Raw genomic sequence first — 25,025 nt, forward strand, 5'->3', positions numbered from 1 at the left:
TCCATCCAAAATCACAGTCGCAAAATAAAGACGCCACCCAGCTCGCACTCCTGATTATTTCGAGAGAAGAAAACGCACTGCCACATAACGTGACAGTGCGTCAGATGGATGGAATGGCTCCGTCGGGCTGCGGAAAACAGCGAAAGCGCGGGACCGATGCGCAACCACGCCGCGGACTCAACCTCGACCGCGCACGCCGCGCCAACGCAAACCCGCCATGCTTAAAACCGCGTCTCCCGCGCGACCCGCAGGAACGTATCGAGCAACGGCGTGCAATCGAGCAGCTCCGGGCCGCCCGCGCGATGAAACTCCGGGTGCCACTGCACGCCCATCACGAACGGCGCGCGCCGGTAGCGCACGGCCTCGATGATGCCGTCCGACGCCGACACCGCCTCGATATTGAGATCGCGGCCCAGCGTCTTTACCGCCTGATGGTGAATCGAGTTGACGATCGCGTCGCGCCGTCCGGGGAACATGTTCACCAGCGTCGAGCCATCCGGAAAATGCACGCCGTGCCGGTGCTGATCGTAGTTTTCGTTGACGTGGACGTTCGCGGTGGGCACTTCGGTCGCGATGTCCTGATATAGCGTGCCGCCGAACGCGACATTGATCAGCTGACAGCCGCGGCACACGCCGAGCACCGGCTTGCCCGATTCGACGAACTCGTGCAGCAGTTCGAGCTCGTACATGTCGCGCACGCGGTCACCGGGCCATTCGTGGCTGGTCGCCGATTCCGCATACGTCTGCGGCGACACGTCGGCGCCGCCTTGCAGCAGCAGGCCATCGAGATGCTTCGCATAGTCGCGCAGGCGGATGTTGCTCGGGTGCAGCATGCCCTGATGACCAACGGTCGGGATCATGAACACCAGCACGTCGCGCGACATCACCCAGTGCGCGACCGACTCCTCCAGATACTGCAGCGTCTTGCCGCGCAAGCCCTTCGCGCCCGGTTCCGGATGGAAGATGCGCGCCGACACGCCGATGCGCAGCGTGCGCTGCGTGATCCGCTGCCCCGCGCGATCGAACAGCTGCCGCGCGCGCGCCGCGATGATGCGGCCGAACACGCTCCACGCGGAGTCGCTCTGCTTCAGATAACGCGGTGGCGACGGCGGCAGCGCGTTGGGTGGTGGCGGGTTCGTGGCGCTGAAATCGGGTGCCGCGCCGAAACCGGGCGGCGGCGAGCCGGGCGCACGCGCCGCGGGTGCGGCGGCTGCCTCGCTGGCGATTTCGTCTTCGGTGGCGAGGTCCGCGGCGCTGCCGCCAGCCGCGCGCGGCTCGCCGGCGGCCACCGTCGGTTTCGCGAGCGGCTCGGGTTTCACCATGGTCGCGCCGCCGGCGTACGTACCAGCGCGCTGCGCTTCGCGCTCGTGCACCTTGGCTTCCTGCCGCGCGGTCGATTCGGCGGCGGCGCTGCGCGCCTCGGCCGCGTCGCGCAGCCGCGCCGTGCGCGGATCTTCGGGCGTGACCGACGATGCGCTGAGCGGATCGTCGGTCGACGACCTCGCGGTCGCCTCCTCGGCCGTCGGGCTCGTGTCTTTGGCGGCCGACCGGGTGGCATCTTCACGCGACGGAGGAAGCGAGGCGGCCGGTTCGGCCGGCGCGCTGCTCGGCGCGGGGGAGGCCGGCTGCGGACTGCCGGTCGTGCCGGCGTTTTCGGGTTTGTTTTCGCTCATGACTGTCGGACGGGCGCCTTACACGCGAACGAATGAATATGCCCTGATTATCCGTCAGTGCTGCAGGCCCCGCAAACCCGCACACAATTGCTCACATTGTTGCGAAGCGTTACACCGACCCGATGGGTCAAGGATCCGGCCGCTCTTCGAAGGTTTCCCGCAACGCGATCTGCATCGACGCATGAATCTTCACGCACCAGCGCCACACGAGCGCGAGCAGCAGCGCGGCGCACACGAGCACCGCGACGAGCAGGCCAGTCGGCGGCAGGATGCTGCCCGACAGCGCCGCCACCAGCACAAACACGCCGATCATCGACACGATCGGCACGAGATCGGCGATCGCGTGACGCAGCGGGCTCGTGAAGCGTCCCGCGGTGGTCGGCTGCACGCCGACTTCGGCAAGCAGCAGCGCGAGCGACTTGGTCTTGCGATACACGGCCACGAGAAACGGCAGCGAAACGACGAGCGCGACGCTCCACTGCACGACGCGTTGCAGCGGCTCGTCGTCGAGCCAGTGCGCGAGCAGCCGGCCGCTATGCGGCGCGCTATACGACACGGCGAGGAAAATGGCCACGACGAGCGCGAGATTCACCGCGATCTGCAATACGATCCGCCGCGTCATGCTGATGAGCGTCGGCTCGCCGCGCGCCGTGACCAAACTGCGCAGCCATTGCCCGTACATGCCGAACACGTTGGACAACGGGGCGGGCATCGCCTGCCCGATGCGGCGCGTGAGCGGATCGGCGACGCGGATCAGATATGGCGTCGTCAGCGTCGTCAATGCCGACACGGCGACCGCGATCGGATACAGAAACCCGCTCGTCACCTTCAACGTCAGACCGAGCGTCGCGATGATGAACGAGAACTCGCCGATCTGCGACACGGTCATGCCGACGCGCATCGAGGTGCGCGCGTCCTGCCCCGACAGAAACGTGCCGAGCCCGCACGACACGATCTTGCCGACGATCACCGCGAGCGTGATGACGGCGATCGGCCACGCGTAGTCGAGCATCACGGCCGGGTTCAGCATCAGTCCGATCGTCACGAAGAAGATCGCGGAAAACGCGTCGCGCAGCGGCGCGATCAGATGCTCGATCCGATGCAGATGACGCGACTCGGCCATGATCGCGCCGATCAGGAACGCGCCGAGCGCGATGCTGTAATCGAGCTTGACGACCAGCAGACAGAAGCCGAAGCAGAAGCCGAGCACGGACACGAGCATCATCTCGTCGCTGCCCGTGCGCGCGACGTAGTTCAGCGCGCGCGGCACGAGCAGCACGCCGACCAGCAGCGACACCGTCATGAACAGCAGCAGCTTGCCGAGCGTGACGGCCGCGAGCCCGGCCGACAGCTGCCCGGGTCTGCGCGATGCCGGTCAGCAGCACGAGCATCGCGATACCGAGAATGTCCTCGACGATCAGAATGCCGAACACGAGCTGCGCGAAGCTTTCGCGTTTGAGTCCGAGATCGGACAGCGCCTTCACGATGATCGTCGTCGACGAGATCGCGAGGATCGCGCCGAGGAACAGCGAGTCCATCGGAGTCCAGCCGAACGCGCTGCCGATCTCATAGCCGATCCACAGCATCAGCACGATTTCGGACAGCGCGGCGACGATCGCCGTCGCGCCGACCTCGAACAGCTTGCGCAGGCTGAATTCGAGGCCCAGCGAAAACATCAGGAACACGACGCCCAGCTCGCCGAGCGTCTGGATCGTCTGTTCGTCGTGGATCAATTGGAACGGCGGCGTGTACGGTCCGATGATCACGCCGGCCGCGATATAGCCGAGCACCACCGGCTGCTTCAGGCGATGGAACAGCACGGTGACGACGCCGGCCAGCGCCATCACGACGGCCAGATCCTGGATGAAGCCGATGCCATGGTGCATGAGCGCCTTCCTTACAAACAGTAATCTCAGAAAGCGCAGTGTAGCAAACGAACCCGCCATCTTTTTGGCGAAGTCGCGCGCCGCGCCGCGCCGCCAGTAGCAGGCCGCTCGGCCGCAAAACCTTGCTCTACAATGCGGACGGACCTTTCCCTTTGGCTCCGCACTGCCTCGCTCATGCGCCCGCGCTGCGCTCAACCGGATTTCTACCGACATCATGGCCACTGAATTCGCCCCTTTCCCGCCGCTTGCCCAGCTTGCCGCCGATCTCGCCGCCGGCCGCACGACGAGCCGCGCGCTCGTCGAAACCGCGCTGGACCGGATCGCCGATCCGGCTGGCCAGGGCGCCGCCGTCTTCATGCACGTCGACACCGACGCCGCGCGCGCCGCCGCCGACGCGCACGACCGCCTGCGCGCGGCCGGCACCGTGCTCTCGCCGCTCGCCGGGATTCCCGTGTCGGTCAAGGACCTGTTCGACATCGAAGGCCAGCCGACCCGCGCGGGCTCCGTCGTGCTCGCCGACGCGCCCGCCGCGAAGGCCGACGCGGTCGCGGTCGCGCGTCTGAAGCGGGCCGGCGCCGTGATCGTCGGGCGGACCAACATGAGCGAGTTCGCGTTTTCCGGACTCGGCCTGAATCCGCACTACGGCCATCCGCTGTCGCCGTACCGGCGCGGCGTGAAGGGCGACGAGCGGATTTCGGGCGGCTCGTCGTCGGGCGCGGCCGCATCGGTCGCCGACGGCATGGCCGCGGTCGCGCTCGGCACCGACACCGGCGGCTCGATCCGCATCCCGGCCGCCTTGTGCGGGCTGACCGGCTTCAAGCCGACCGCCGCGCGCATCCCGAAGCAGGGCGGCGTGCCGCTGTCGTCGACGCTCGATTCGTTCGGGCCGATCGGCGTGTCGGTCGCATGCTGCGCGCTGGTCGACCGGATGCTCGCCGGGCTCGAGCCGCGCATCCCGGCCGCGCGGCCGCTCGAAGGCGTGCGCCTCGGCGTGCTGACCAATTTCGTGACCGACGGCGTCGAGCCCGAAGTCGCGCGCGCGATCGATACCGCGCTCAAGCATCTGGAGGCGGCCGGCGCGATCGTCAGCGAGGTGCGCTTCGCGCCGCTCGACCGGCTGCCGGAGATCAACCGCTTCGGCTTTTCGTCGATCGAGGCGTATGCGTGGCATCGTCCGCTGCTCGACAAGCATCGCGAGCAGTACGATCCGCGCGTGCTCGCGCGCATCATGAAGGGGCAGCCAGCCAGCGCGGTCGACTATCTGGACCTCGTCGCCGAGCGCGACGCGATGCTCGACGAAGCCGCGCGCACGCTGTGGCAGCGTTTCGACGCGCTCGTCGCGCCGACCGTGCCGGTCGTGCCGCCGCGCCTCGCCGACCTGCTCAACGACGACGACGCGTTCGGCCGCACCAATGCGCTGATCCTGCGCAATCCGAGCGCGTTCAACTTCCTCGATAGCTGCGCGCTGTCGCTGCCGTGCCATCTGCGCGGCGACGCGCCGGTCGGCCTGATGCTGGCGGGCGCACCGCACGCCGACGACGCGCTGCTCGCGATCGGCCGCGCGGCCGAGGCAGTGCTGAAAGCGATCCGGTAAAGCGCGCCGGGGTTGGCCGCCCGGCGCGGTCGCCGCCGTGCCAATGTTCAGGCAATAAGTGGCGCGGCCGGGGTTCGCGCTAGAATCGCGGGCACCCGCCCTTTCGTCTCCAGACCAATCGAAGATCCATGAATAACGACTCCGCAATGCTGCGCCGCGAGCGCACCCTGCTGGTTCTGCTCGGCCTGATCTGCCTCGCCCTCGTGGGCGGTGCGTTGTATCTGCAGTTCGGCCTGCGCGAAGACCCGTGTCCGCTGTGCATCATCCAGCGCTATTTCTTCCTGCTGACCGCGATCTTCGCGTTCCTCGGCGCGAGCTTCAGGCACTGGCGCGGCGTGCGCCTGCTCGAAGTGATGGCGGCGCTGTCGGCGCTCGCCGGCATCGCGACCGCGGCGCGCCATGTGTACATCCAGGCGAATCCTGGCTTCAGCTGCGGCTTCGACGCACTGCAACCGGTGGTCGACAGCCTGCCCCCCGCGCACTGGCTGCCGAGCGTGTTCAAGGTTGCGGGCCTGTGCGAAACCGCCTATCCGCCGATTCTCGGGCTGACGCTGCCGATGTGGTCGGGCGTCGCGTTTATCGTCGCGTTCGTCGCGCTGGTGCTGAGCCTGGTGCGCAATCGCCATCGGGTGTCCTGACGGCGGGCAACTTGGCCGAGCGAGCTTCGAACGCCGTCTGAAGCGCCGAACTCGCCGCCAGGGCGCTTACCGATTCGCATCGCCAATGACGCCGGACTTCGTGTTGCCCAGCCGGGCACCGAAGTCCGGCGTTTTTTCTGCGCGACGTTCCGCGATCGCGCGCCGTTCCTGTCGGTTCCCGCTCCGCGCACGCAACTTCTCGCCTCGGCGCGAATCGTACCCGGATCATGACCGCCGCCGCATGAGCTTCATGCGACACGGGAAATATTTTCGGGCCGGGGTAGTGCTATCTTCGGGTATGGATGGCGATCTACGTGCGCGAGGCCGGCTTTTTGCGACCCCATGCGTAACGCGCGCCCGGTCCGCACTGTCTTCCGATTCGCCATGACAACGCAAACCATCCGCTTCTACCATCAGGGGTCCGTCCGCGAGGTCGCGGGCGTGCCGGCGACGCGCACCGTGCTGCAGCACCTGCGCGAGGACTTGCGCTGCACCGGCACCAAGGAAGGCTGCGCGGAAGGCGACTGCGGCGCATGCACGGTCGTGATCGGCGAACTCGATGCGCGCGGCGACCTCACGTTGAAGGCGGTCAACGCCTGCATCCAGTTCCTGCCGACACTCGACGGCCGCGCCCTCTTCACCGTCGAAGACCTGCGCGCCGCGAACGGCGCGCTGCATCCGGTGCAGCAGGCGTTGGTCGACTGCCACGGTTCGCAATGCGGCTTCTGCACACCCGGCTTCGTCATGTCTATGTGGGCGCTCTACGAGAACCAGCCCGTCAGCGCCGGCCTGCCGACCCGCCATGAAATCGACGCCGCGCTGTCCGGCAATCTGTGCCGCTGCACGGGCTACCGGCCGATCATCGACGCCGCGCAGAAGATGTTCGACTACGCGCAGCATCCGCGCGTCGCGCTCGACCGCGACGCGATCGCGGCCACGCTGCGCACACTGCAACGCGAAGACACGTTCGAATACAGCGCGCCCGGCACCCGCGGCGCCGCCTTCGGCTCGCCCACCTTCCACGCCCCGCTCACGCTCGACGCGTTTGCGACGCTGCGCGCGCAGCATCCGGACGCGCGCATCGTCGCGGGCAGCACCGACGTCGGCTTGTGGGTCACCAAGCAGTTCCGCGATCTCGGCGATCTGCTGTACACCGGCAACGTCGCGGAACTGAAGACGATCGCGCGCGACGCGCAAACGCTGACCATTGGTGCGGCGGTCACGCTCGAGGACGCGTACGCGGCGCTCACCGCCGACTACCCCGAACTCGCCGAACTATGGACGCGCTTCGCATCGCTGCCGATCCGCAATGCGGGCACGCTCGGCGGCAACGTCGCGAACGGCTCGCCGATCGGCGACTCGATGCCGGCACTGCTCGCGCTCGGCGCCGACGTCGAGTTGCGCCGCGATCGCACGACCCGCACCGTGCCGCTCGACGCGTTCTACCTCGGCTATCAGAAGACCGCGCTCGCGGAAGGCGAATTCGTCAGCGCGCTGCGCGTGCCTCGCCCGGCTGGCGCGCTGCGGTTTCGCACCTACAAGGTGGCGAAGCGTTACGACCAGGACATCTCGGCGGTGTGCGCGGCGTTTGCGCTGCACGTCGCGGAAGATGGCACGATCTGCGCGGCGCGGGTCGCGTTCGGCGGCATGGCGGCGACGCCGAAGCGGGCCGCGCATGCCGAAGCCGCGCTCAACGGCGCGGCGTGGAACGGACCGACGGCCCGTCGCGCAATGGACGCGCTCGCCGCCGACTACCAGCCGCTCACCGACATGCGCGCGTCGAGCGCGTATCGGCTGAGGGTCGCGCGCAATCTGCTGTGGCGCTTCTACCTCGAAACGCGCGACGACGCGCCGCTCGCGCTGTGCGACGTGAACGCGTTCGCGTTCGAGGCCAACGCAATGGTCGTGAAGGAGTCGCCGTGATGAACCGGACCGATGCCTTTATCGAACGCGCGGGCGCGCGTGCCGATCAACGCGAGGACGCGTCGATCGGCGTACCGCTGCCGCACGAATCCGCCGCGCTGCACGTGAGCGGCGAAGCGACCTACACGGACGACATCGCCGAGCTGCACGGCACGCTGCACGCGGCGCTCGGCCTGTCGCGCCATGCGCATGCGCGCATCGTGTCGATGGATCTCGACGCGGTGAGAAACGCGCCCGGCGTGATCGCGGTGCTGAGCGCCGACGATATCCCCGGCGAAAACAATTGCGGCCCGGCGCTGCACGACGATCCGATCCTCGCCGACGGCGAAGTGCTCTATCTGGGCCAGCCGGTCTTCGCGGTGATCGCCGAGAGCCACGAACTCGCACGTCGCGCCGCCGCGCTCGCGAAAAGCGACGACGTGATCCGCTACGAGCCGCTCGACGCGATCCTCACCGTCGCCGATGCGAAAGCCGCGAAGCAGTTCGTGCTGCCGCCACTGCATCTGCGGCGCGGCAAACCCGACGCGAAGATCGCCGCCGCGCCGCATCGACTGGCCGGCAGGTTCGAGGTCGGCGGCCAGGAGCAGTTCTATCTCGAAGGCCAGATCGCCTATGCGGTGCCGAAGGAAATGGACGGCATGCTCGTCTACAGCTCGACGCAGCATCCGAGCGAGATGCAGCAGGTCGTCGCGCACATGCTCGACTGGCCCGCGCATAACGTCGTCTGCGAATGCCGGCGCATGGGCGGCGGCTTCGGCGGCAAGGAATCGCAATCGGCGCTGTTCGCGTGCGTGGCCGCGCTTGCGGCGCAACGCCTGCGTCGCCCGGTCAAGCTGCGCGCCGATCGCGACGACGACTTTCTGATCACCGGCAAGCGCCACGATGCAGTCTACGAGTACGAAGCGGGCTTTGACGAGCAAGGCCGCCTGCTTGGCGTGCGCGTCGAAATCGCATTGCGCGCCGGCTATTCCGCGGATCTGTCCGGCGCGGTCGCGACGCGCGCGGTGTGCCACGTCGACAACGCGTACTACCTGTCCGACGTCGATATCGTCGCGCTGTGCTGCAAGACCAATACGCAGTCGAACACCGCGTTTCGCGGCTTCGGCGGACCGCAAGGCGCGCTCGTGATGGAGGTGCTGCTCGACGGCATCGCGCGCGAGCTGCGGCTCGATCCGCTCGACGTGCGGCTCGCGAATTACTACGGCGTCGGCGAACGCGATACGACGCCGTACGGACAACGCGTCGAAGACAACATCATCGCGCCGCTGACCGACGCGCTGCTAGATTCGAGTGACTACCGCGCGCGTCGCGCGGCACTCGCCGAATTCAATGCGAAGAGTCCCGTGCTCAAACGCGGCCTCGCGTTTTCGCCGGTCAAGTTCGGCATCTCGTTCAACGTGCCGTTCCTGAATCAGGCCGGCGCGCTCGTGCACGTGTACAAGGACGGCTCCGTGCTCGTCAATCACGGCGGCACCGAGATGGGCCAGGGGCTCAACACGAAAGTCGCGCAGGTGGTCGCGAATCAGTTCGGCTTGCCGTTATCGCGCGTCCGGGTGACCGCGACCGATACCTCGAAGATCGCCAACACGTCGGCCACCGCGGCCTCGACCGGCAGCGACCTGAACGGCATGGCCGCCGAAGCCGCCGCGCGGACGATCCGCGCGCGGCTCGCGGAACTCGCGGCGCGCCAGCTCGGTGGCGACGCCAACGACGTGCAATTCGCGCGCGGCAGCGTGTCGGTGAACGGCGGCGCGCTGCCGTTCGAACAGATCGTCAACGCCGCGTATCTCGCGCGCGTGCAGTTGTGGTCGGACGGCTTCTACGCGACGCCGAAAGTGCATTGGGATGCGAAGTCGCTGACCGGTCATCCGTTCTATTACTTCGCGTATGGTGCGGCGGTGTCGGAGGTCGTCGTCGATACGCTGACCGGCGAGTGGAAGCTCCTGCGCGCGGACTTGCTGCACGACGCGGGCCAGTCGATCAATCCGGCGATCGATCTCGGCCAGATCGAAGGCGGCTTCATTCAGGGCATGGGCTGGCTCACCACTGAAGAGCTATGGTGGAGCCGCGACGGCCGCCTGATGACGCACGCGCCGTCGACGTACAAGATTCCCGCGGTCAGCGACACGCCCGCCGCGTTCCACGTTCGGCTCTACGACAACAGCAACGCCGAGCCGACCGTGTTCCGCTCGAAGGCGGTCGGCGAGCCGCCGTTGCTGCTGCCGTTTTCGGTGTTTCTCGCGATTCGCGACGCGATCGCGGCCGCAGTGCCGGGCGCGCGACATGCTCCGCCGTTGCGCGCGCCGGCGACGCCCGAGGCGATACTCGATGCGCTGGACGCTTTGAATGCGATGAACGCGTCGCAGACCGCAGATCCGACCGAAGCCGCCGCGCACCCCGATAGCACCGACACAAACACGCAACCCGCCGCGGAAACGCCCCACGCGGCCCCCCACGGAGAATCGCCGGATGCAAGCCTGGCTCACTGACCTGCAACATCTGCTCGCGCATGGCGACGCCGCCGTGCTGGTGACGGTCGCGCGCGTCGAAGGTTCGGCGCCGCGCGAAGCCGGCACGAAGATGATCGTCACGCGCGAGGCGGCCAGGCATACGATCGGCGGCGGCCACCTCGAATGGAAGGCGATCGAGACCGCGCGCCAGGTGCTGCGCGACGGCATGCGCGCGCCGCACATGCGGCGGCTCGAACGCTTCGCGCTGGGGCCGAGCCTCGGCCAGTGCTGCGGCGGCGCCGTGATCCTCGCGTTCGAGCGGCTCGACGTCGGCGATCTCGGCTGGCTCACGTCGCTCGCCAAGCGCCTCGCGGCGGGGCAATCGACGGTGCGCAGCGTATCATTCGGCCCCGCGCCGGACGCGGTGATGCTGTCCGAGCCCGAGCCCGGCATCGACGGCGCCGACTGTCTGCTGTGGGACGGCGCCGGTTTCGACGACAGCAGCGCGCTCCTGACCGAAACCATCGCGCCGGGCGAATTCGCCGTCGTGCTGTTCGGCGCCGGTCACGTCGGCGCGGCGCTCGTGCGCGTGCTGGCGACACTGCCTTGCACGGTGCGCTGGGTCGACGAGCGCGACGCGCAGTTTCCGTCGCTCGATGCGCTGCACGCGCCGAACGTGAGGATCGACGCGAACGACGCACCCGACGAGGCGATCGATCAGGCCGCGCCGAACACGTACTTCGTGGTGATGACGCACAACCACGCGCGCGATCTCGAACTGGCCGAACGCATCCTGCGGCGCGGCGACTTCGCGTTCTTCGGCATGATCGGCTCGCATACCAAGCGCAAGCAGTTCGAGCATCGGCTCGCGGCTCGCGGCATCGATCCGGCGCGGATCGCGCGGATGAAATGTCCGCTCGGCGTCGACGGCATCGTCGACAAGTCGCCCGAGGTCATCGCGATCTCGGCGGCCGCGCAGGTGTTGCAGGCCGTCGAGGCGAACGCGGGTGCGCGCCACCCGACGCAGGCGGTTTGATACGCGGCCTGCGCCGCTCGTTACCCAACACACAATTCCAAACCACGATGAACCCGACAACCGCTACCCCTGCTTCCCCCGTTACGCTCGCCGACAAAACCGCGCGCGCACCGAAGGCCGAGCTGCATATCCACATCGAAGGCTCGCTCGAACCCGAGCTGATTTTCGCGCTCGCGCAACGCAACGGCGTGAAGCTCGCCTACGACTCGGTGGAAGCCTTGCGCGCCGCCTATGCGTTCACCGACCTGCAATCGTTCCTCGACATCTACTACGCGGGCGCGAGCGTGCTGCTGCACGAGCAGGACTTCTACGACATGACGATGGCCTACGTCGAGCGCTGTCTCGCCGACAACGTCGTGCATAGCGAAATCTTCTTCGACCCGCAGACCCATACCGAGCGCGGCGTGCGGATCGCGACCGTCGTGGCCGGCATCGAACGCGCGCTCGCCGACGCGGAGAAGCGCGGCATGTCGAGCAAGCTGATCCTGTGTTTCCTGCGCCATCTGTCCGAGGACGATGCGCTCGCCACCTTCGACGAAGCGCTGCCGCTGTTCGAGCAGTACGAGCATCGGCTGATCGGCGTGGGGCTCGATTCGTCGGAACGCGGCCATCCGCCGTCGAAGTTCGAGCGCGTGTTCGCGAAGGCGCGCGCGCTCGGTCTGAAGCTCGTCGCGCATGCGGGCGAGGAAGGCCCGCCGTCCTACATCTACGAGGCGCTCGACGTGCTGAAGGTCGACCGCGTCGATCACGGGGTGCGCAGCATCGAGGACCCGGCGCTCGTCACGCGCCTCGCCGATACGCGCGTCGCGCTGACCGTGTGCCCGCTGTCGACACCTGAAGCTGTGCGTGTTCGACGACCTGACCAGGCACACGCTGAAAGACCTGCTCGATCGCGGCGTCGCGGTGACCGTCAATTCCGACGATCCGGCCTATTTCGGCGGCTACGTGAACGCGAACTATCTGGCGACGATCGACGCGCTGAAGCTCGACGACGCCGAGGTCTACACGATCATCCGCAACGGCTTCGAGGCGTCGTTCGTGACGCCCGAGGAACGCGCGATGCTGATCGCTGAGCTCGACGCGTATTGGCGGCACTGAGTGGCGGCACTGAGCCGCGCGCCGACGGTTTTCAACTGACAGGCCTCGACCGACGCCGGCGGCCGGCGGCTTCGCTTCGTTCGGGCAAACGGCAACGACCCGAACCGGGAAGCCGCTGCCGCTGCCTGCGCCGCCCAGCTTTCAACATTCGGAGACAGCTTTTCCATGACTGAATCGGCTCATACCGCGCAAGCGGCGGCGCAAGCGGCATTCCGCGCCCCTCTGCTGACCTTCAACGGCGATCCGGCGCACGCGCCGAACGCCGTGGTGTTTCACGAGGACGGTCTCCTGATCGTGGAAGACGGCCGCGTCGTCGCGGCGGACGCGTATGCGGCGCTCGCGTCGCGGCTCGCGCCCGGCACGCAGGTCGTGGAGCGGCGCGACAAGCTGATCGTGCCGGGCTTCATCGATACCCACATCCACTATCCGCAGACCGACATGATCGCGTCGCCGGCGCCGGGTCTGCTGCCGTGGCTCGACACGTACACGTTCCCAACCGAGCGCCGCTTCGCCGACATCGCGCACGCCCGCGACACGGCGAGCTTTTTCCTCGACGAACTGCTCGCCTGCGGCACGACGACCGCGCTCGTGTACTGCACGGTGCACAAGGAATCCGCCGACGCCCTCTTCGCCGAGAGCGAAGCGCGCAATCTGCGCATGGTCGCGGGCAAGGTGCTGATGGACCGCCTCTGCCCCGCGTTCCTGCGCGACACCGCGCAATCGGGCTACGACGACAGCGCCGAGCTGATCGGCCGCTGGCACGATCGCGGCCGCCAGATGTACGCGCTGACGCCGCGCTTCGCGCCGACCTCGACCGAGGCGCAGCTCGAAGCATGCGGCGCGCTCGCGCGGCTGCATCCGGACGTGTTCGTTCAGAGCCACGTCGCCGAGAACACCGACGAGGTGAAATGGGTCGCCGAGCTGTTCCCCGGCCACCGCAGCTATCTCGACATCTACGATCACTATGGGCTCTTGCGCCGTCGCGCGGTGTACGGCCATTGCATCTACCTCGACGACGAGGACCGCAAGCGCATGGCGCAAACCGGCGCGCTCGCCTCGCACTGCCCGACCTCGAACCTGTTCCTCGGCAGCGGCCTGTTCGACTTCGACAAGGCCGACTCGGCCGGCATGCCGATCGCGCTCGCGACCGACGTCGGCGGCGGCACGTCGTTCTCGATGCTGCAGACGATGAACGAAGCGCACAAGGTTGCGCGCCTCGGCGGCCATCATCTGACGGCGACGCGCATGTTCTATCTCGCGACCGCCGGCGCGGCCGAAGCGCTCGATCTCGGCGACAGGATCGGCACGCTGAGGGACGGCTCGGAAGCGGACTTCGTCGTGCTCGATCCGCAGGCGACGCCGCTGCTCGCGCGCCGCACCGCGCGGCGCGAATCGCTCGAGGAGCTGCTGTTCGCATTCGCGCTGCTCGGTGACGATCGCGCCGTGTATGAAACGTATGCGGCCGGCAAGTGCGTGCATCGCCGCGACGACGCGCGCCAGCGCGTGCCGGGACGCGCGAAGATCGCGGCTTGACACCAGCTTCGATTGAGACGCCCCAGTCGCAGACGAAACGCTAGTGGGCGTCTTGGTCCGCGAGTGCTCACAAATTGGCTATTCAGTGTCAATTTCGAGCGTCTCAAATTCGACGGCAATCTCAGCGCCAACTGTTGAGAAAACGTATGCGATATGGTCGGCACGGCGCTTTCCAAAATGCGCGGATTTCTTGAGTACCTCGATTGCCGCGGCGTATGCCTCATCACCGGGTTTCAACACCTCAATCGAATTGACGATGTTCAACAATCCACCATCAATGATGCTCGCGCGCGTCACTCCAAGAAAGGTAACGGTCGCGCGCCGGCTCTCATCGTACAACCCGAGTGTTAGTACGTTTGGTGTATTGGCGCCACCTTCCTTGCTGGTCGCAATCGCATCCAGGTACCAGTCATGAAAACCGCCGAACTGTTCCAGTGCATCTGTGATGGTCATGGTGGCTTGTCCTATGGAAGTATGGAGACCGGCCAGCCGTGATCGCGGCCCTGGTCGTCCCAGTTGTGGGCGTGCGGATTTGGCTGGCCATGATGGTTGTCGAAGTCAATATCAACGGTCGGGGTGCCTTGTGAACCGTACATCCGCCATTGCTTCTTTTTCCCCGGCGCGTTCTCAACCCACGCGTTGGGCATACCCTCAAACGGGATTCCAGCCAGTTCCGTCGAATCCCCCGACAAGTCGTTAGCGTAGTATGCAAACGGCTGGGCATCGCCGAGCAGCGTTGAGGCGCCCGCATCGTGGGCCAGATCGCCGTCGCTGTTGCTGGCTGCCGTGGCTGCGCGTGGAGCGATCAGCCCGGTTTGCCGGGTGGCTGGATCAGCCCGGCCGGACAGCATGGGTTCCCCGTTCGGGAGACCGACGGCCCTCGCCCCGAGATTGCTCAACGGCGTGCTGTGGGGGGATGGAAACAGGTCAGCCCGAGGGCCTTTAATGGCAAGACGAGCACCTCTGCGCAAATCGTCGAGAAGCGCATTAATGATCCACCAGCCATCGGTGTTGGGGTTCCAGTTTCGCACACCATCAAACGCCAGCAACTGACGATCAATGAGACGCCTGACCAGCGTTAGGTCCTCCTCCCACTTTCGCTGATTCAATCTGACAATACTGAGAAATTCCTGGGTCTCCGCCTTGGCCTTCTGAAGGTCTGCGGCCCTTCCGAGGCACGCCTTGTAGTGCCGCTCATCGCAGATGACATAACAGGCACCAAGGGGCCTTTGACAGCGCAGCTCCACGGAGTGCATTTCAAATACGGACAAGGACATAGGCGTGTCGACGATCTATTTGAAGTTGCTGCCCGGATTGGCAGCATCCAGATAGATACCGTGCTCGGGGTCGTCCGTATATGGGCGACAGCCCAAAACCTCAACTGCCCTCGATCCCCTGGGACACGCCCAAAGCGGCGCCCCGCCTCAGCCCGCCTTGCACACCTCGTGCAACGCGTTGAGGCGCCGCACCGGATCCGCGACATACGGATTCGACTCGTCCCACGCGTAACCGGCGAGCACCGCGCAGATCATGCGGCGGATCGGCGTCACCTGTTCCGGGTAGTAGATGATGTCCTGCAGCTCGCCCGTGTACCAGCGCTCGACGAATGCGCGGAACGTATCGATGCCCTTGCGCAACGGCACGTCGTAATCGGCTGACCAGTCGACCGGCGCGCCGTCGAGCTGCCGGTTCAGCGCGCGCGCCGCCAGATGCGCGGAGCGCAGCGCGATCGTCACGCCCGAGGAAAACACCGGATCGAGAAACTCGCCCGCATTGCCGAGCAGCGCATAGCCCGGCCCGTGCAGACTCGCGACATTCGCCGCGTAGCCGCCGATCTGCCGCACCGGCATCAGGAACGGCGCCTGCCCGATCAGCCGGTTCAGCGTCGGCTCCTGCTGGATCAGCGCGCGCAGCGTCGCCTCGCGCTGCGTTTCGGGCACCTCGAGAAAACTCGCCTCGGCGACACATCCCACCGAACAACGGCCGCCCGCGAGCGGAATCATCCAGAACCACACGTCGCGACGCTCGGGATGCGTCGCGATGCAGATCTTGTTGCGATCGATGTCGTCGAGCGCGAGGCCGTCGCGCACGTGCGTGAACAATGCGGCGCGCGTCGGCATGCGCGTCGGCGCCTCCAGCTTCAGCAGGCGCGGCAGCACGCGCCCGAAGCCGCTCGCATCGAGCACGAAACGCGCTTCGACCCGATACGCGCCGGCACTTTCATCGACGACGTCGAGCACCGGTGCCGCGCCCGTGCGCACCGCGCTCACCGTGTGGCCGAACCGCACCTCGGCACCCTGCGCGGCCGCGCAGCGAATCAGCACGTCGTCGAACAGCGCGCGCTCGACCTGGTACGTGGTGCCCCAGCCCGGCGAATGCTTGTCGCGAAAGTCGAACGACGAGCTCTGGTCGCGATATACGAAGTGCGCGCCGTTCTTGTACTGGAAGCCCGCCTCGACGACGGCCTGCAGCATGCCGGCCTCTTCGAGGTACGCCATGCTTTGCGGCAACAGGCTCTCGCCGATCGAGAAGCGCGGAAAGTGCCGACGCTCCAGCACCAGCACCGAGCGGCCCGCCTTACGCAGCAGCGCGGCGGCCACCGCGCCGGCGGGACCCGCGCCGATGATCGCGACGTCGACCACGGTCCGCTTTGAAGAATCGCTGTTCAAATCACTCCTCCAACTGTTTGCGTGCGTTGCCGCGCCGTATGCGAGCCTCGCCACGCTTCGAACATCAGGCTCGCGCAACTCCCGCCGAACCCGAAAGAAACCGACATCGCCGTGTCGATGCGCGCGTCGCGCGTCACGCGCACGAGCGGCATGTCCCGCACTTGCGGCTCCGGCGTATCGACCAGCGCGGTCGCCGCGATGAAGCCGTCGCGCATCATCAACAGCGTATAGATCGCTTCGTGCGCGCCGCACGCGCCGAGCGAATGCCCGGTCATGCCCTTGGTCGACGAAAACGCGGGCAACCCTTGCGCCGATGCACCGAACACGTCGCGCAACGCGTGCAGCTCTTCGAGATCGCCGAGCGGTGTGGACGGCGCATGCGTGTTCACGTAGTCGGGACGGCGGCCCGCCTGCTCGAGCGCGCCGCGCATCGCGCGCGCGATGCCGGCCGCACGCGGCGCGACCATGCCCGCGCGATCGGTGCAATCGCCGAAGCCGCTCAGCTCCGCGTAGATGCGCGCGCCGCGCGCGAGCGCATGGTCGAGCGCTTCGAGCACGAGCACGCCGGCGCCCGATGCGATCACGAAGCCATCGCGCTGCGTGTCGTACGGCCGCGATGCACTGTGGGGCGTGTCGTTGAAGCGGCGCGACAGCGCGCCCATCGCGTCGAACATCAGCGTCGTGTTGTCGTGCAGCGCTTCGCTGCCGCCCGCGAGCACGATCTGCTGGCGGCCGTTCTGGATCAGCTGCATCGCCTGCCCGATCGCGAGCGCCGACGTCGTGCATGCCGATGACGGCGAATAGCTGACGCCTTCGAGCCCGAACATCTGCGCGACGTTCGCCGACGCGGTGCTGCTCATCGTATGCGGCACCGTGAACGGCGGCACCTTGTCGACACCGCGCGTTTGCGCGATCGCGAGCGCCGCGTCGTAGCTCGCCATGGTGCCGACGCCCGAGCCGATCACGACACCCGCGCGCGGCGACTGCAATGAAGCGAGGTCGAGCCTTGCATCGTCGATCGCGCGTCGCGCCGCGTGGCACGCAAAGCGCGCGGTGTCGCCCATGAAGCGTTCGAGCTTGCGCTCGAACGGCGCCTCGTGCGCGACCGACGCCACGCCCGCGACTTGCGATGCAAACCCGCGCTCGCGCCACGCATCGATACGCTCGATTCGCGAGTGCCCCGCGCGCAACGCCGCGCAGACCTGGTCGAGCGTATTGCCGAGACACGACACGATGCCCATGCCGGTCACGACCACGCGTTGCAGGCCTGTGCTCATCGAACGCGCCGGAAAATCAGCGACGTGTTGATGCCGCCGAACGCGAAGTTGTTGCTCATCACGTACTCGGCGTCGATCTCGCGCGCGCCGCCGACGATGTAATCCAGCGGCGCGCAAGCCGGATCGAGGTGGTCGAGATTCAGGGTGGGCACGTACCAGTTGCGCTTCATCATCTCGATCGTCCACCACGCCTCGATCGCGCCGCACGCGCCTAGCGTATGGCCCACATAGCTTTTTAGCGAGCTGATCGGCATGCGCGCGCCGAAGGTCTGCGCGGTCGCATGGCTTTCGGCGATGTCGCCGCGGTCGGTCGACGTACCGTGCGCGTTCACGTAGGCAATCGCTTCGGGCGGCAATTGCGCGTCGCGCAGCGCGAGTTGCATCGCGAGCGCCATCGTGTCGGCGGTGGGTTGCGTCATGTGCGCGCCGTCCGAATTGCAGCCGAAGCCGACCACTTCCGCGTGAATCCGCGCGCCGCGCGCCAGCGCATGCTCGTATTCTTCGAGGACGAGCGTCGCCGCGCCCTCGCCGACCACGAGGCCGTCGCGCGCGGCATCGAACGGACGCGGCGTCAGATGCGGCTCGTCGTTGCGCGTGCTGGTCGCGTACAGCGTGTCGAACACGGCGACCGCGGGACCCGACAGCTCTTCCGCGCCGCCCGCGAGCATCAGCGTCTGTTTGCCGGACTGGATCGCCTCGTACGCATAGCCGATCGCCTGGCTGCCCGACGCGCACGCACACGAGGTCGGGATGATGCGGCCTTTGAGGTCCCAGAACAGGCTCACGTTGACGGCCGTCGTGTGCGGCATCATCTGCACGTAGCTGTTCGACGTGACGTTGCTCATCAAACCGGTTTCGAGCATCGTGCCGAACGCGCGGATCGGCTGCACCGAGCCCGACGACGAACCGTACGCGACGCCCATGCGGCCATCCGCGATGCTCGTGTCGTCGGCGAGACCCGCGTCGGCGAGCGCGAGTTCGCTCGCGCGCACCGAGTACAGCGACACCGGGCCCATCGAACGCACTCTCTTGCGCGGGTAATGCGCGGGGATCGTGAACCCGGGCAGCGGACACGCGAGCCGCGTATGCAGCGACTCGAAGTAATCCCACTCGGACATGCGCCGCACCGCGTTCTCGCCGCGCTTCAGGCGCGCTTGAACCGCGTCCCAGCTATCGCCGAACGCAGTCACGCCGCCCATGCCGGTGATGACGACGCGCTTCATCAGACCATCCCGCCGTTCACGCCGATCACCTGGCGCGTCACATACGACGCGCCATCCGACATCAGAAAGCTCACCACCGACGCGACCTCGGCCGGCTGGCCGACACGGTTCATCGGCACGGTCTTCAGCGCGTGATCGAGCGTCACCTGTTCGAGCATGCCGGTTTCGATCAACCCCGGCGCGACGCAATTGACGGTGATGTTGCGCGACGCGAGTTCGACCGCGAGCGCCTTGGTCGCGCCGATCAGTCCCGCTTTCGCGGCGCTGTAATTGACCTGGCCGCGATTGCCCATCACGCCCGACACCGACGCGATCGTGACGATACGGCCGCCCTGGCGCGCGCGCACCATCGGCATCGTCAGCGGATGCACGACGTTGTAGAAGGCATCGAGGCCGGTTTCGATCACGACGTCCCAGTCTTCTCCGGTGAGCGCCGGAAACGCCGCGTCGCGCGTGACACCCGCGCTGCACACGATGCCGTAGTAAGGACCGTGCGCGGCGACGTCGGCTTCGAGCGCCTCGCGGCACGCGGCGCGCTCGCGCACGTCGAATTGCAGCACGCGCGCCGTGCCGCCCTGCGCGGCGATGCCCGTCGCGACCGCGTCGGCTTCGCTGCGTCCGGTGCGGCAATGCACGGTCACGGCGAAACCGTCGGCGGCCAACTTGTACGCAATCGCGCGGCCGATGCCGCGGCTTGCGCCGGTAACGAGAACTCGCCGGCTCATGAACTCATACTCCCTTCGATGAATGACTGAAAATCGGGCGGTTGAAACACCTTGATCACCGCTTCGGCACAGCGCGCGTCGCCGTCGTCGATCGTGCATTCGTAGGCACTGTGGCCTGCGTCGCTGCGCAGCAGCTCGCTCACGTGAACGCGCAAACGCGCGCCGCTTTGGAACACCGGCTGCAACGCCTGATAGCTGCGCGAGCCGAGCAGCACGCCGGGACGCGCATGGCCGCCGCCGCGCATCGCGACGAGCGCGATGTGCGCGGCGATCGCCTGCGCCATCAGCTCGATGCCGATCCACGCGGGCATCGCGCCGGCGGCGTCGGCATACCATGCGTGCGGGTCGACGTTGGCGATGGCGCTCAGCGTGGTGTCGGCGAACGTGTCGATCGCATCGAGCAGCAGCATGCTGCCGCGATGCGGGATGATCGCTTCGATCGGCTGACGCACGAGTTGCTCGACAGTGAGTGGCGGAGTCGTCATGCGCTTTACCGGGCGAGAATCAGGCTGACATTGCTGCCGCCGAACGCGAACGAATTGCTCATCGCGTACTGCGTGCCCGTGCCGCGCGGCAGATGGCGCGCGCCGGCGACGAGATCGAGCGCGGGCAGCGCCGGATCGGCCTCGCCATCCCACAGATGCGGCGGCAGCGTCGCGTTCTCGCGCGCGAGCGTGAGCCACGCGAAGCCGAGTTCGGTCGCGCCGGCCGCGCCGAGCAGGTGGCCAGTCAACGGCTTGGTGCCGCTCGCGGCCACGCCGCCGGGGAACACGCGCGCCATCAGATGCGCTTCCATTTCGTCGTTCTTCTGCGTGGCGGTCGCGTGCAGATTCACATAGCCGACCGCCGAGGCCGCGATGCCCGCGTCCGCGAGCGCTTCGCGAAGCGCGAGTTCGCCACCGACGCCCTGCGGGTCCGGCGCCGAAATATGATGCGCGTCGCTCGATTCGCCGAGGCCCGCGAGCCGCACCGCCGCTTCGTCGCGGCTCATCAGGAACACGGCCGCGCCCTCGCCGACGTTGATGCCGCGGCGATTGCGGCTCATCGGATTGGTGCGCGCGCTGCTGGTCGATTCGAGCGACGCAAAGCCCTGCACCGTCAATTCGCATAGCGAATCGACACCACCGACGACAACCGCATCGCATAGCTGCAATTGCAGCAGCCGACGCGCCGACGCGAACGCCTTCGCGCTCGACGTACACGCGGTCGAAATCGTAAACGCCGGCCCGTGCACGCCGAGCGCGGCGGCAGCGAACGGCGCGGCGGTGCCGATTTCCATTTGCCGATAGTTGAAGTTGGCCGGCAACGCGCCGGCTCGTGCGTGATAGACGAACGCGGTTTCGGCCGCCTCGATGCCCGACGTGCTGGTGCCGAGCACGACGCCGATGCGCTGCGGGCCGTAGCGCTCGCGCGCGGCTTCGAACGCCGGCGCGATCTGCGCGAGCGCCGCGAGCAGCAGCCGGTTGTTGCGGCAGTCGTAGCGCGCGAGGTCGGCGCGCGGCGCGAGATCGAGCGGCGCGAGCACGCTGCCGACGAACGCGTCGCCGATGCCGGTATGCACATTGCCCATGCCGGGCGAGCGCGCGGCGGCGAGCGCCGGCACGATCTCGTCGACGTCGCCGCCGAGCGCGTTGATCATGCCCAGCGCGTGCAAATAAACTGTTGGCGCTTTCATGCCGCCCTCCGTGGTTCCGATGACTTGCCCGAGCGCGCTGTCGATGGCATGCCGAGAGGCGCGAGCAGCACCGCCACCGCGATGCCGAGCGCGAGCGTGGTGCCGAAGCTTTTCAGCGCGGGCATCGCGCTCACGCCGAGCATGCCGAACGACAACAACGTGGTCGCCGCCGACAGCAGCACGCCGGTCCACACCGCGCCGAGATCCGCCTCTGCGCGCGCGCAGCCTTCGCGCAGGAACACCGCATAGTTTGCGCCGACGCCAAGCACCAGCATCAGCGCGAGCCAGTTGAACAGATTGAGCGGCACGCCCGCGTAGCCGAACACCGCCAGCGCGACGCCGACCGCGAACAGCACGGGCAAGGTCGTGGCGATACCCCCGCGCGCCCCGTAGCGCAGCATCAGCAGCACGCACACGAGCACGAGCGCGCCGCCGAGCCACCAGCCGCTATCCACGCGATACGCGCCGAACAGCCTCGACACGCTCGCGGCCTTATCGACGAACACGACGCCGGGCAGGCCGCGCGCGAGCGCGATCAGCGCGGGCTCGTTGCGCGGCGTCACGCCTTGCGGGATCACGACGGCCGCGTAGCCAGGTTGATGGGCCCGATTCTTGTCGTTCGATCCCACCGCGCCGAGCCACAGATGCCGATACGGCTGCGACCACGGCGCCGCGAGCCAGCGCTCGACGGTGAGCGGCGCGGGCGGCTTGGCGAAGCCGGCGAGCCACGCATCGGCGACTTCGTCCTTGAAGCCCGCTTGCAGCAGCGTCGCACGCAACGCGGCGAAGTCGCCGAACACATGCTGCGCGAGCAGCGCGCGATCTTCGCGCTGACGTTGCGCGGACGGCACGAACTGCGCGACCGACTGGTAGCCGCCGACGCTATCGGCGCTGCCGTTCAGCGCATCGAGCTTCGCACCGAGCGCTTCGGCGCGTTGCAGCACCGCTTCCTGGGTCGCGCCGCGCACGACGAAAAACTGCGCGCTGTTATCGACGCCGACCGCCTCGCGCACCGTGTCTTCCTGCGCGGCCAGCGACGCATCGCGCTGGATCAGCAGATGGATGTCGTCGTCGCTGCTCAGACGCAGCCAGCCGGGCACCGACGCGATCAGCAGCAGCGCGGCGACCAGCCAGGCGCGCTTGCCGCCGAGCGCATGCTGCCAGCGCGCGAGCAGCCGCGCCGCGCCCGAGAACAGGCGCCGAGGGCTGTGCTTCGGCGCGCGCGTGAGCAGCGCGGGCAGCAGCCACAGTACCGACGCGAACGCGGTCGTAATGCCCACCATCGCGAAGCACGCGATCTGCTTCAACGCGGGGAACGGCACCCACATCAGGATCGCGTAGCCGAGCAGGCTCGTCGCCAGCGCAACGCCCAGCGCGGGCCGTACCCTCCGCGCGCCGAGCCGCGCATTCCAGTCGCGGCCCGCGCCGAGATAGACGACGAAATACTGGATCGAGTAATCGACGGCCTCGCCGATCAGGCTCGCGCCGAACACGAGCGTCAACAGATGCAGCTTGCCGAAGACCAGCAGCGTCGCCGCGAGCGCGCAGACGATGCCGAGCGCGGTCGATAGGAAGCCGAGCAGCAACAGACGCGGCGAGCGGAACACCCACATCATCAGCAGCGCGATGCCGGCGAGCGACGCGATGCCGATCACGTGCACCTCGCGTTCGGAAGCGCTGCGCGCGGCCTCGGCGTAGAACACGGCGCCCGTGCGTGCAACCGATACGTCGGGGAACGTCTGACGCAACGCGCTTTCCGCATCGGCGAGCGCGGCGTGTACCGCGCGCTGCGTCTTCGTTTCGTAGGCGGAGCCCGGCAGGGTCGCGATGACCAGCACGCTGGTCATGTCGCCATGCGCGTCGTGACGATGCGACACCAGCAGGTTGTCCTCGACTTCGAGATTCGACGTCGCGAGCGGCAGATTGCCGAGCCAGCGTTCGAGCCAGCCGAACGGATCGTCGGCGAGTTGCGTACTGAGGCCGCCTTGCAGCGGGCTGTAGATGCGCTGCGCGAGCATGTCGTGCAGCGTCGTCGCGCGCGCGGTCGCGAGCGCGGTGCGATCGGCCGGCGCGAGCAGGCCGAAGCGGTATGGCAGATACAGCGCCGAGATCTGCGACAGGTCGAACGGCGGCAGTTCGGCCGTTACCGATGCGAATGCGCCGCTCTTTTGCAGCGACGCGCCCAGTTGCTTCGCGGCCGCTTTCGCGTGCGCATCGTCGCGGCTCGTGACGAGCAGCACGGTGCGATCGCCGAGCGCGCTCGCGAGCGTGTCGACCGCTTTCTCGGCGACCGGGTCCGCTTCGGTCGCGGGCAGCAGCGCGAGCAGATTGGTTTCGAGCGGCGACGCTCCGGCGAAGCGCCAGCCGCAATACAGCGCCGCCAGCAGCGCGAGCACGAGCCATGCGGCGCGCACGCCCCACGCATGTTTCGCGGTTCGCTGCTGGGGCATGTCCATCACGGCGCTCCGAACAGGCTGCGCTCGTCCGGCGTGGGCTCGGCAACGGCCGTGCTGTTCGCGAACTCGAGCTTCGTCACGTCGCCGTTCGCGAGCGTGATGCGCAGGTTTTGCAGATAATCGCCGCCGCTCATGTCGAGGCCCTTGATCGATTGCGCGAGCTGCGGTTGATTCGGCGTGAGTCGCATGCGCCATTGCGCGGCGCTGCCTTCGGCGCTCACGTCGAACTGCGAGTACAGCGCCGACAGATCGCCGCCGAGCATCGCGCGCATCATCTTCGACACTTGCGCGACGCCGCGGCTGCCCTGCGCGCTTTGCGTGCTCACGCGGCGGCCGCTGGCGTCGAGCTGCGCGACGCCTGCGTCGGTGATCACGTAGGTGGCCTTGTACGGCGTGTCGATCCGCCAGATCACGCCGCGCTCGCGGAAGAACAGCAAGGTGCCGTTGCTGACGAGCGGCTGCTTCATCGCGGCAAGCGTCTGCGTCTGCGTGAATTGCGCGCGCACGCCCTTGGGCTGCGCGAGATGCGCGGCGATCTGCGAGACGAGCGCGGCGTTGGCGTTGCTGGCGGCGTTGGCGGCGTTGGCGGCTGGAGCCGTATTGCTGGCGGTGGCCGCATCGGCCGACGCCGCTGCCAAGGCAAGCGCCCCTATTGCGACGATCGCCCCCGCCAGCCGCAACACGAGCGCTCCCAGCGCGCACCGGTTCACCGTCCCCATACGCGCTCCAGCTTTTCGAATACGACCGGCGGCGACACGAACTGCAATTCCTCGGTGGCGGCATCGACGGCGACCTGGATCGTATAGCCCTTCGTGAGCCGCGCGCCCGATGCGCAATCGACGATTTCATAGCCTATTTTCAGGCGGTTTTCGTATTCGAGCAGTTGCGCGCGCACCTCGATCTTCTGTCCGTACACGGCGGCCCGCACGTACTTCAGATGCGCCTCGACGATCGGCCACAGATAGCCGGACGATCGCATCTCGCGATAGTCGTAGTCGAACGCGCGCAACAGGGCCGCGCGGCCCAACTCGAAGTACTTCAGATAATTGCCATGCCAGCACACGTTCATCGCGTCGACGTCGTGAAACGGCACTTCGACGGTCGCGCTCGCGGCGAGCACGTGCTGCGTTTTCGCGGGCTCGCTCATGCGTTGTCTCCTTGGCGATCGG

General features: G+C 67.5%; 18 protein-coding genes and 2 pseudogenes. 7 read left to right on the forward strand and 13 right to left on the reverse strand.

From position 1 onward, the window contains the following. Positions 1-221: 221 nt before the first annotated feature. Positions 222-1,673, reverse strand: a complete 1,452-nt coding sequence (locus OKW40_RS11595; protein ID WP_429489779.1) for a gamma-glutamyl-gamma-aminobutyrate hydrolase family protein — start codon at positions 1,671-1,673, stop codon at positions 222-224. A gap of 127 nt (positions 1,674-1,800) precedes the next feature. Continuing rightward, positions 1,801-3,559 (reverse strand): annotated as a pseudogene (locus OKW40_RS11600) (cation:proton antiporter). Between the two features lie 214 nt (positions 3,560-3,773). Between OKW40_RS11600 and OKW40_RS11605 the strand changes: the two are divergent. The 7 genes and pseudogenes from OKW40_RS11605 (at position 3,774) to guaD (ending at position 13,831) form a co-directional block, all read left to right on the forward strand. After that, complete coding sequence (locus tag OKW40_RS11605; protein ID WP_187613245.1) at positions 3,774-5,153, forward strand: amidase; 1,380 nt, start codon at positions 3,774-3,776, stop codon at positions 5,151-5,153. 128 nt (positions 5,154-5,281) lie between these two features. After that, positions 5,282-5,791, forward strand: a complete 510-nt coding sequence (locus OKW40_RS11610; protein ID WP_429489781.1) for a disulfide bond formation protein B — start codon at positions 5,282-5,284, stop codon at positions 5,789-5,791. Positions 5,792-6,175: 384 nt separating this feature from the next. Beyond that, the gene (xdhA, locus tag OKW40_RS11615; protein ID WP_429489782.1) at positions 6,176-7,714 is read left to right on the forward strand and encodes a xanthine dehydrogenase small subunit; all 1,539 of its coding nucleotides are present in this window, start codon (positions 6,176-6,178) and stop codon (positions 7,712-7,714) included. Further along, a complete protein-coding gene (xdhB, locus tag OKW40_RS11620; protein WP_429489784.1) occupies positions 7,714-10,203 on the forward strand; it encodes a xanthine dehydrogenase molybdopterin binding subunit in 2,490 nt (829 codons plus the stop codon). The genes xdhA and xdhB overlap by 1 nt, the downstream gene beginning before the upstream one ends. Further along, positions 10,184-11,200, forward strand: a complete 1,017-nt coding sequence (gene xdhC, locus OKW40_RS11625; protein ID WP_429489786.1) for a xanthine dehydrogenase accessory protein XdhC — start codon at positions 10,184-10,186, stop codon at positions 11,198-11,200. Before xdhB ends, xdhC begins: the two co-directional genes overlap by 20 nt. A gap of 47 nt (positions 11,201-11,247) precedes the next feature. Beyond that, positions 11,248-12,298, forward strand: a pseudogene (locus OKW40_RS11630) (adenosine deaminase). A gap of 165 nt (positions 12,299-12,463) precedes the next feature. Further along, positions 12,464-13,831 (forward strand): guanine deaminase, encoded by a 1,368-nt coding sequence (gene guaD, locus OKW40_RS11635; RefSeq protein WP_429489787.1) that lies wholly within the window; start codon positions 12,464-12,466, stop codon positions 13,829-13,831. 78 nt (positions 13,832-13,909) lie between these two features. Here guaD and OKW40_RS11640 read toward each other — a convergent pair whose 3' ends face one another. The 11 genes from OKW40_RS11640 to OKW40_RS11690 all read right to left on the reverse strand — a co-directional run bounded on the left by OKW40_RS11640 (position 13,910) and on the right by OKW40_RS11690 (position 25,003). Next, a complete protein-coding gene (locus tag OKW40_RS11640; protein WP_184061309.1) occupies positions 13,910-14,284 on the reverse strand; it encodes a hypothetical protein in 375 nt (124 codons plus the stop codon). Positions 14,285-14,295: 11 nt separating this feature from the next. After that, entirely contained in the window at positions 14,296-15,108 is an 813-nt protein-coding gene (locus OKW40_RS11645; protein WP_429489789.1) for a hypothetical protein, read from the reverse strand. 147 nt (positions 15,109-15,255) lie between these two features. Then, positions 15,256-16,500: an NAD(P)/FAD-dependent oxidoreductase gene (locus tag OKW40_RS11650; protein ID WP_429489791.1), complete on the reverse strand. Its 1,245-nt coding sequence runs from the start codon at positions 16,498-16,500 to the stop codon at positions 15,256-15,258. After that, on the reverse strand, positions 16,497-17,777 hold the full coding sequence (locus OKW40_RS11655; RefSeq protein WP_429489793.1) for a beta-ketoacyl-[acyl-carrier-protein] synthase family protein: 1,281 nt from the start codon (positions 17,775-17,777) through the stop codon (positions 16,497-16,499). Before OKW40_RS11655 ends, OKW40_RS11650 begins: the two co-directional genes overlap by 4 nt. After that, entirely contained in the window at positions 17,774-19,000 is a 1,227-nt protein-coding gene (locus OKW40_RS11660) for a beta-ketoacyl-ACP synthase (protein ID WP_187613236.1), read from the reverse strand. Before OKW40_RS11660 ends, OKW40_RS11655 begins: the two co-directional genes overlap by 4 nt. Continuing rightward, complete coding sequence (locus OKW40_RS11665; RefSeq protein ID WP_184068719.1) at positions 19,000-19,725, reverse strand: 3-ketoacyl-ACP reductase FabG2; 726 nt, start codon at positions 19,723-19,725, stop codon at positions 19,000-19,002. Before OKW40_RS11665 ends, OKW40_RS11660 begins: the two co-directional genes overlap by 1 nt. Then, a complete protein-coding gene (locus OKW40_RS11670) occupies positions 19,722-20,210 on the reverse strand; it encodes a hotdog family protein (protein WP_184068721.1) in 489 nt (162 codons plus the stop codon). Before OKW40_RS11670 ends, OKW40_RS11665 begins: the two co-directional genes overlap by 4 nt. 5 nt (positions 20,211-20,215) lie before the next feature. Further along, complete coding sequence (locus OKW40_RS11675) at positions 20,216-21,400, reverse strand: beta-ketoacyl-[acyl-carrier-protein] synthase family protein (protein ID WP_429489795.1); 1,185 nt, start codon at positions 21,398-21,400, stop codon at positions 20,216-20,218. Then, the gene (locus tag OKW40_RS11680; protein ID WP_429489796.1) at positions 21,397-23,856 is read right to left on the reverse strand and encodes an MMPL family transporter; all 2,460 of its coding nucleotides are present in this window, start codon (positions 23,854-23,856) and stop codon (positions 21,397-21,399) included. Before OKW40_RS11680 ends, OKW40_RS11675 begins: the two co-directional genes overlap by 4 nt. Continuing rightward, positions 23,856-24,575 (reverse strand): LolA family protein, encoded by a 720-nt coding sequence (locus OKW40_RS11685; protein ID WP_429489798.1) that lies wholly within the window; start codon positions 24,573-24,575, stop codon positions 23,856-23,858. Before OKW40_RS11685 ends, OKW40_RS11680 begins: the two co-directional genes overlap by 1 nt. Beyond that, positions 24,563-25,003 (reverse strand): acyl-CoA thioesterase, encoded by a 441-nt coding sequence (locus OKW40_RS11690; protein WP_184068732.1) that lies wholly within the window; start codon positions 25,001-25,003, stop codon positions 24,563-24,565. The genes OKW40_RS11685 and OKW40_RS11690 overlap by 13 nt, the downstream gene beginning before the upstream one ends. Positions 25,004-25,025: the final 22 nt, after the last annotated feature.

It is taken from the genome of Paraburkholderia sp. RAU6.4a, assembly GCF_050435625.1.
In the GTDB taxonomy this organism is placed as follows: domain Bacteria; phylum Pseudomonadota; class Gammaproteobacteria; order Burkholderiales; family Burkholderiaceae; genus Paraburkholderia; species Paraburkholderia tuberum.

Coding starts and splice junctions, on each gene's coding strand:
- OKW40_RS11675 (WP_429489795.1), bottom strand. CDS start 21,400: ATGAAAGCGCCAACAGTTTATTTGCACGCGCTGGGCATGATCAACGCG.
- OKW40_RS11605 (WP_187613245.1), top strand. CDS start 3,774: ATGGCCACTGAATTCGCCCCTTTCCCGCCGCTTGCCCAGCTTGCCGCC.
- OKW40_RS11595 (WP_429489779.1), bottom strand. CDS start 1,673: ATGAGCGAAAACAAACCCGAAAACGCCGGCACGACCGGCAGTCCGCAG.
- xdhB (WP_429489784.1), top strand. CDS start 7,714: ATGAACCGGACCGATGCCTTTATCGAACGCGCGGGCGCGCGTGCCGAT.
- OKW40_RS11680 (WP_429489796.1), bottom strand. CDS start 23,856: ATGGACATGCCCCAGCAGCGAACCGCGAAACATGCGTGGGGCGTGCGC.
- OKW40_RS11665 (WP_184068719.1), bottom strand. CDS start 19,725: ATGAGCCGGCGAGTTCTCGTTACCGGCGCAAGCCGCGGCATCGGCCGC.
- OKW40_RS11610 (WP_429489781.1), top strand. CDS start 5,282: ATGAATAACGACTCCGCAATGCTGCGCCGCGAGCGCACCCTGCTGGTT.
- OKW40_RS11670 (WP_184068721.1), bottom strand. CDS start 20,210: ATGACGACTCCGCCACTCACTGTCGAGCAACTCGTGCGTCAGCCGATC.
- OKW40_RS11660 (WP_187613236.1), bottom strand. CDS start 19,000: ATGAAGCGCGTCGTCATCACCGGCATGGGCGGCGTGACTGCGTTCGGC.
- OKW40_RS11655 (WP_429489793.1), bottom strand. CDS start 17,777: ATGAGCACAGGCCTGCAACGCGTGGTCGTGACCGGCATGGGCATCGTG.
- OKW40_RS11645 (WP_429489789.1), bottom strand. CDS start 15,108: ATGTCCTTGTCCGTATTTGAAATGCACTCCGTGGAGCTGCGCTGTCAA.
- OKW40_RS11640 (WP_184061309.1), bottom strand. CDS start 14,284: ATGACCATCACAGATGCACTGGAACAGTTCGGCGGTTTTCATGACTGG.
- xdhC (WP_429489786.1), top strand. CDS start 10,184: ATGCAAGCCTGGCTCACTGACCTGCAACATCTGCTCGCGCATGGCGAC.
- OKW40_RS11690 (WP_184068732.1), bottom strand. CDS start 25,003: ATGAGCGAGCCCGCGAAAACGCAGCACGTGCTCGCCGCGAGCGCGACC.
- guaD (WP_429489787.1), top strand. CDS start 12,464: ATGACTGAATCGGCTCATACCGCGCAAGCGGCGGCGCAAGCGGCATTC.
- OKW40_RS11685 (WP_429489798.1), bottom strand. CDS start 24,575: ATGGGGACGGTGAACCGGTGCGCGCTGGGAGCGCTCGTGTTGCGGCTG.
- xdhA (WP_429489782.1), top strand. CDS start 6,176: ATGACAACGCAAACCATCCGCTTCTACCATCAGGGGTCCGTCCGCGAG.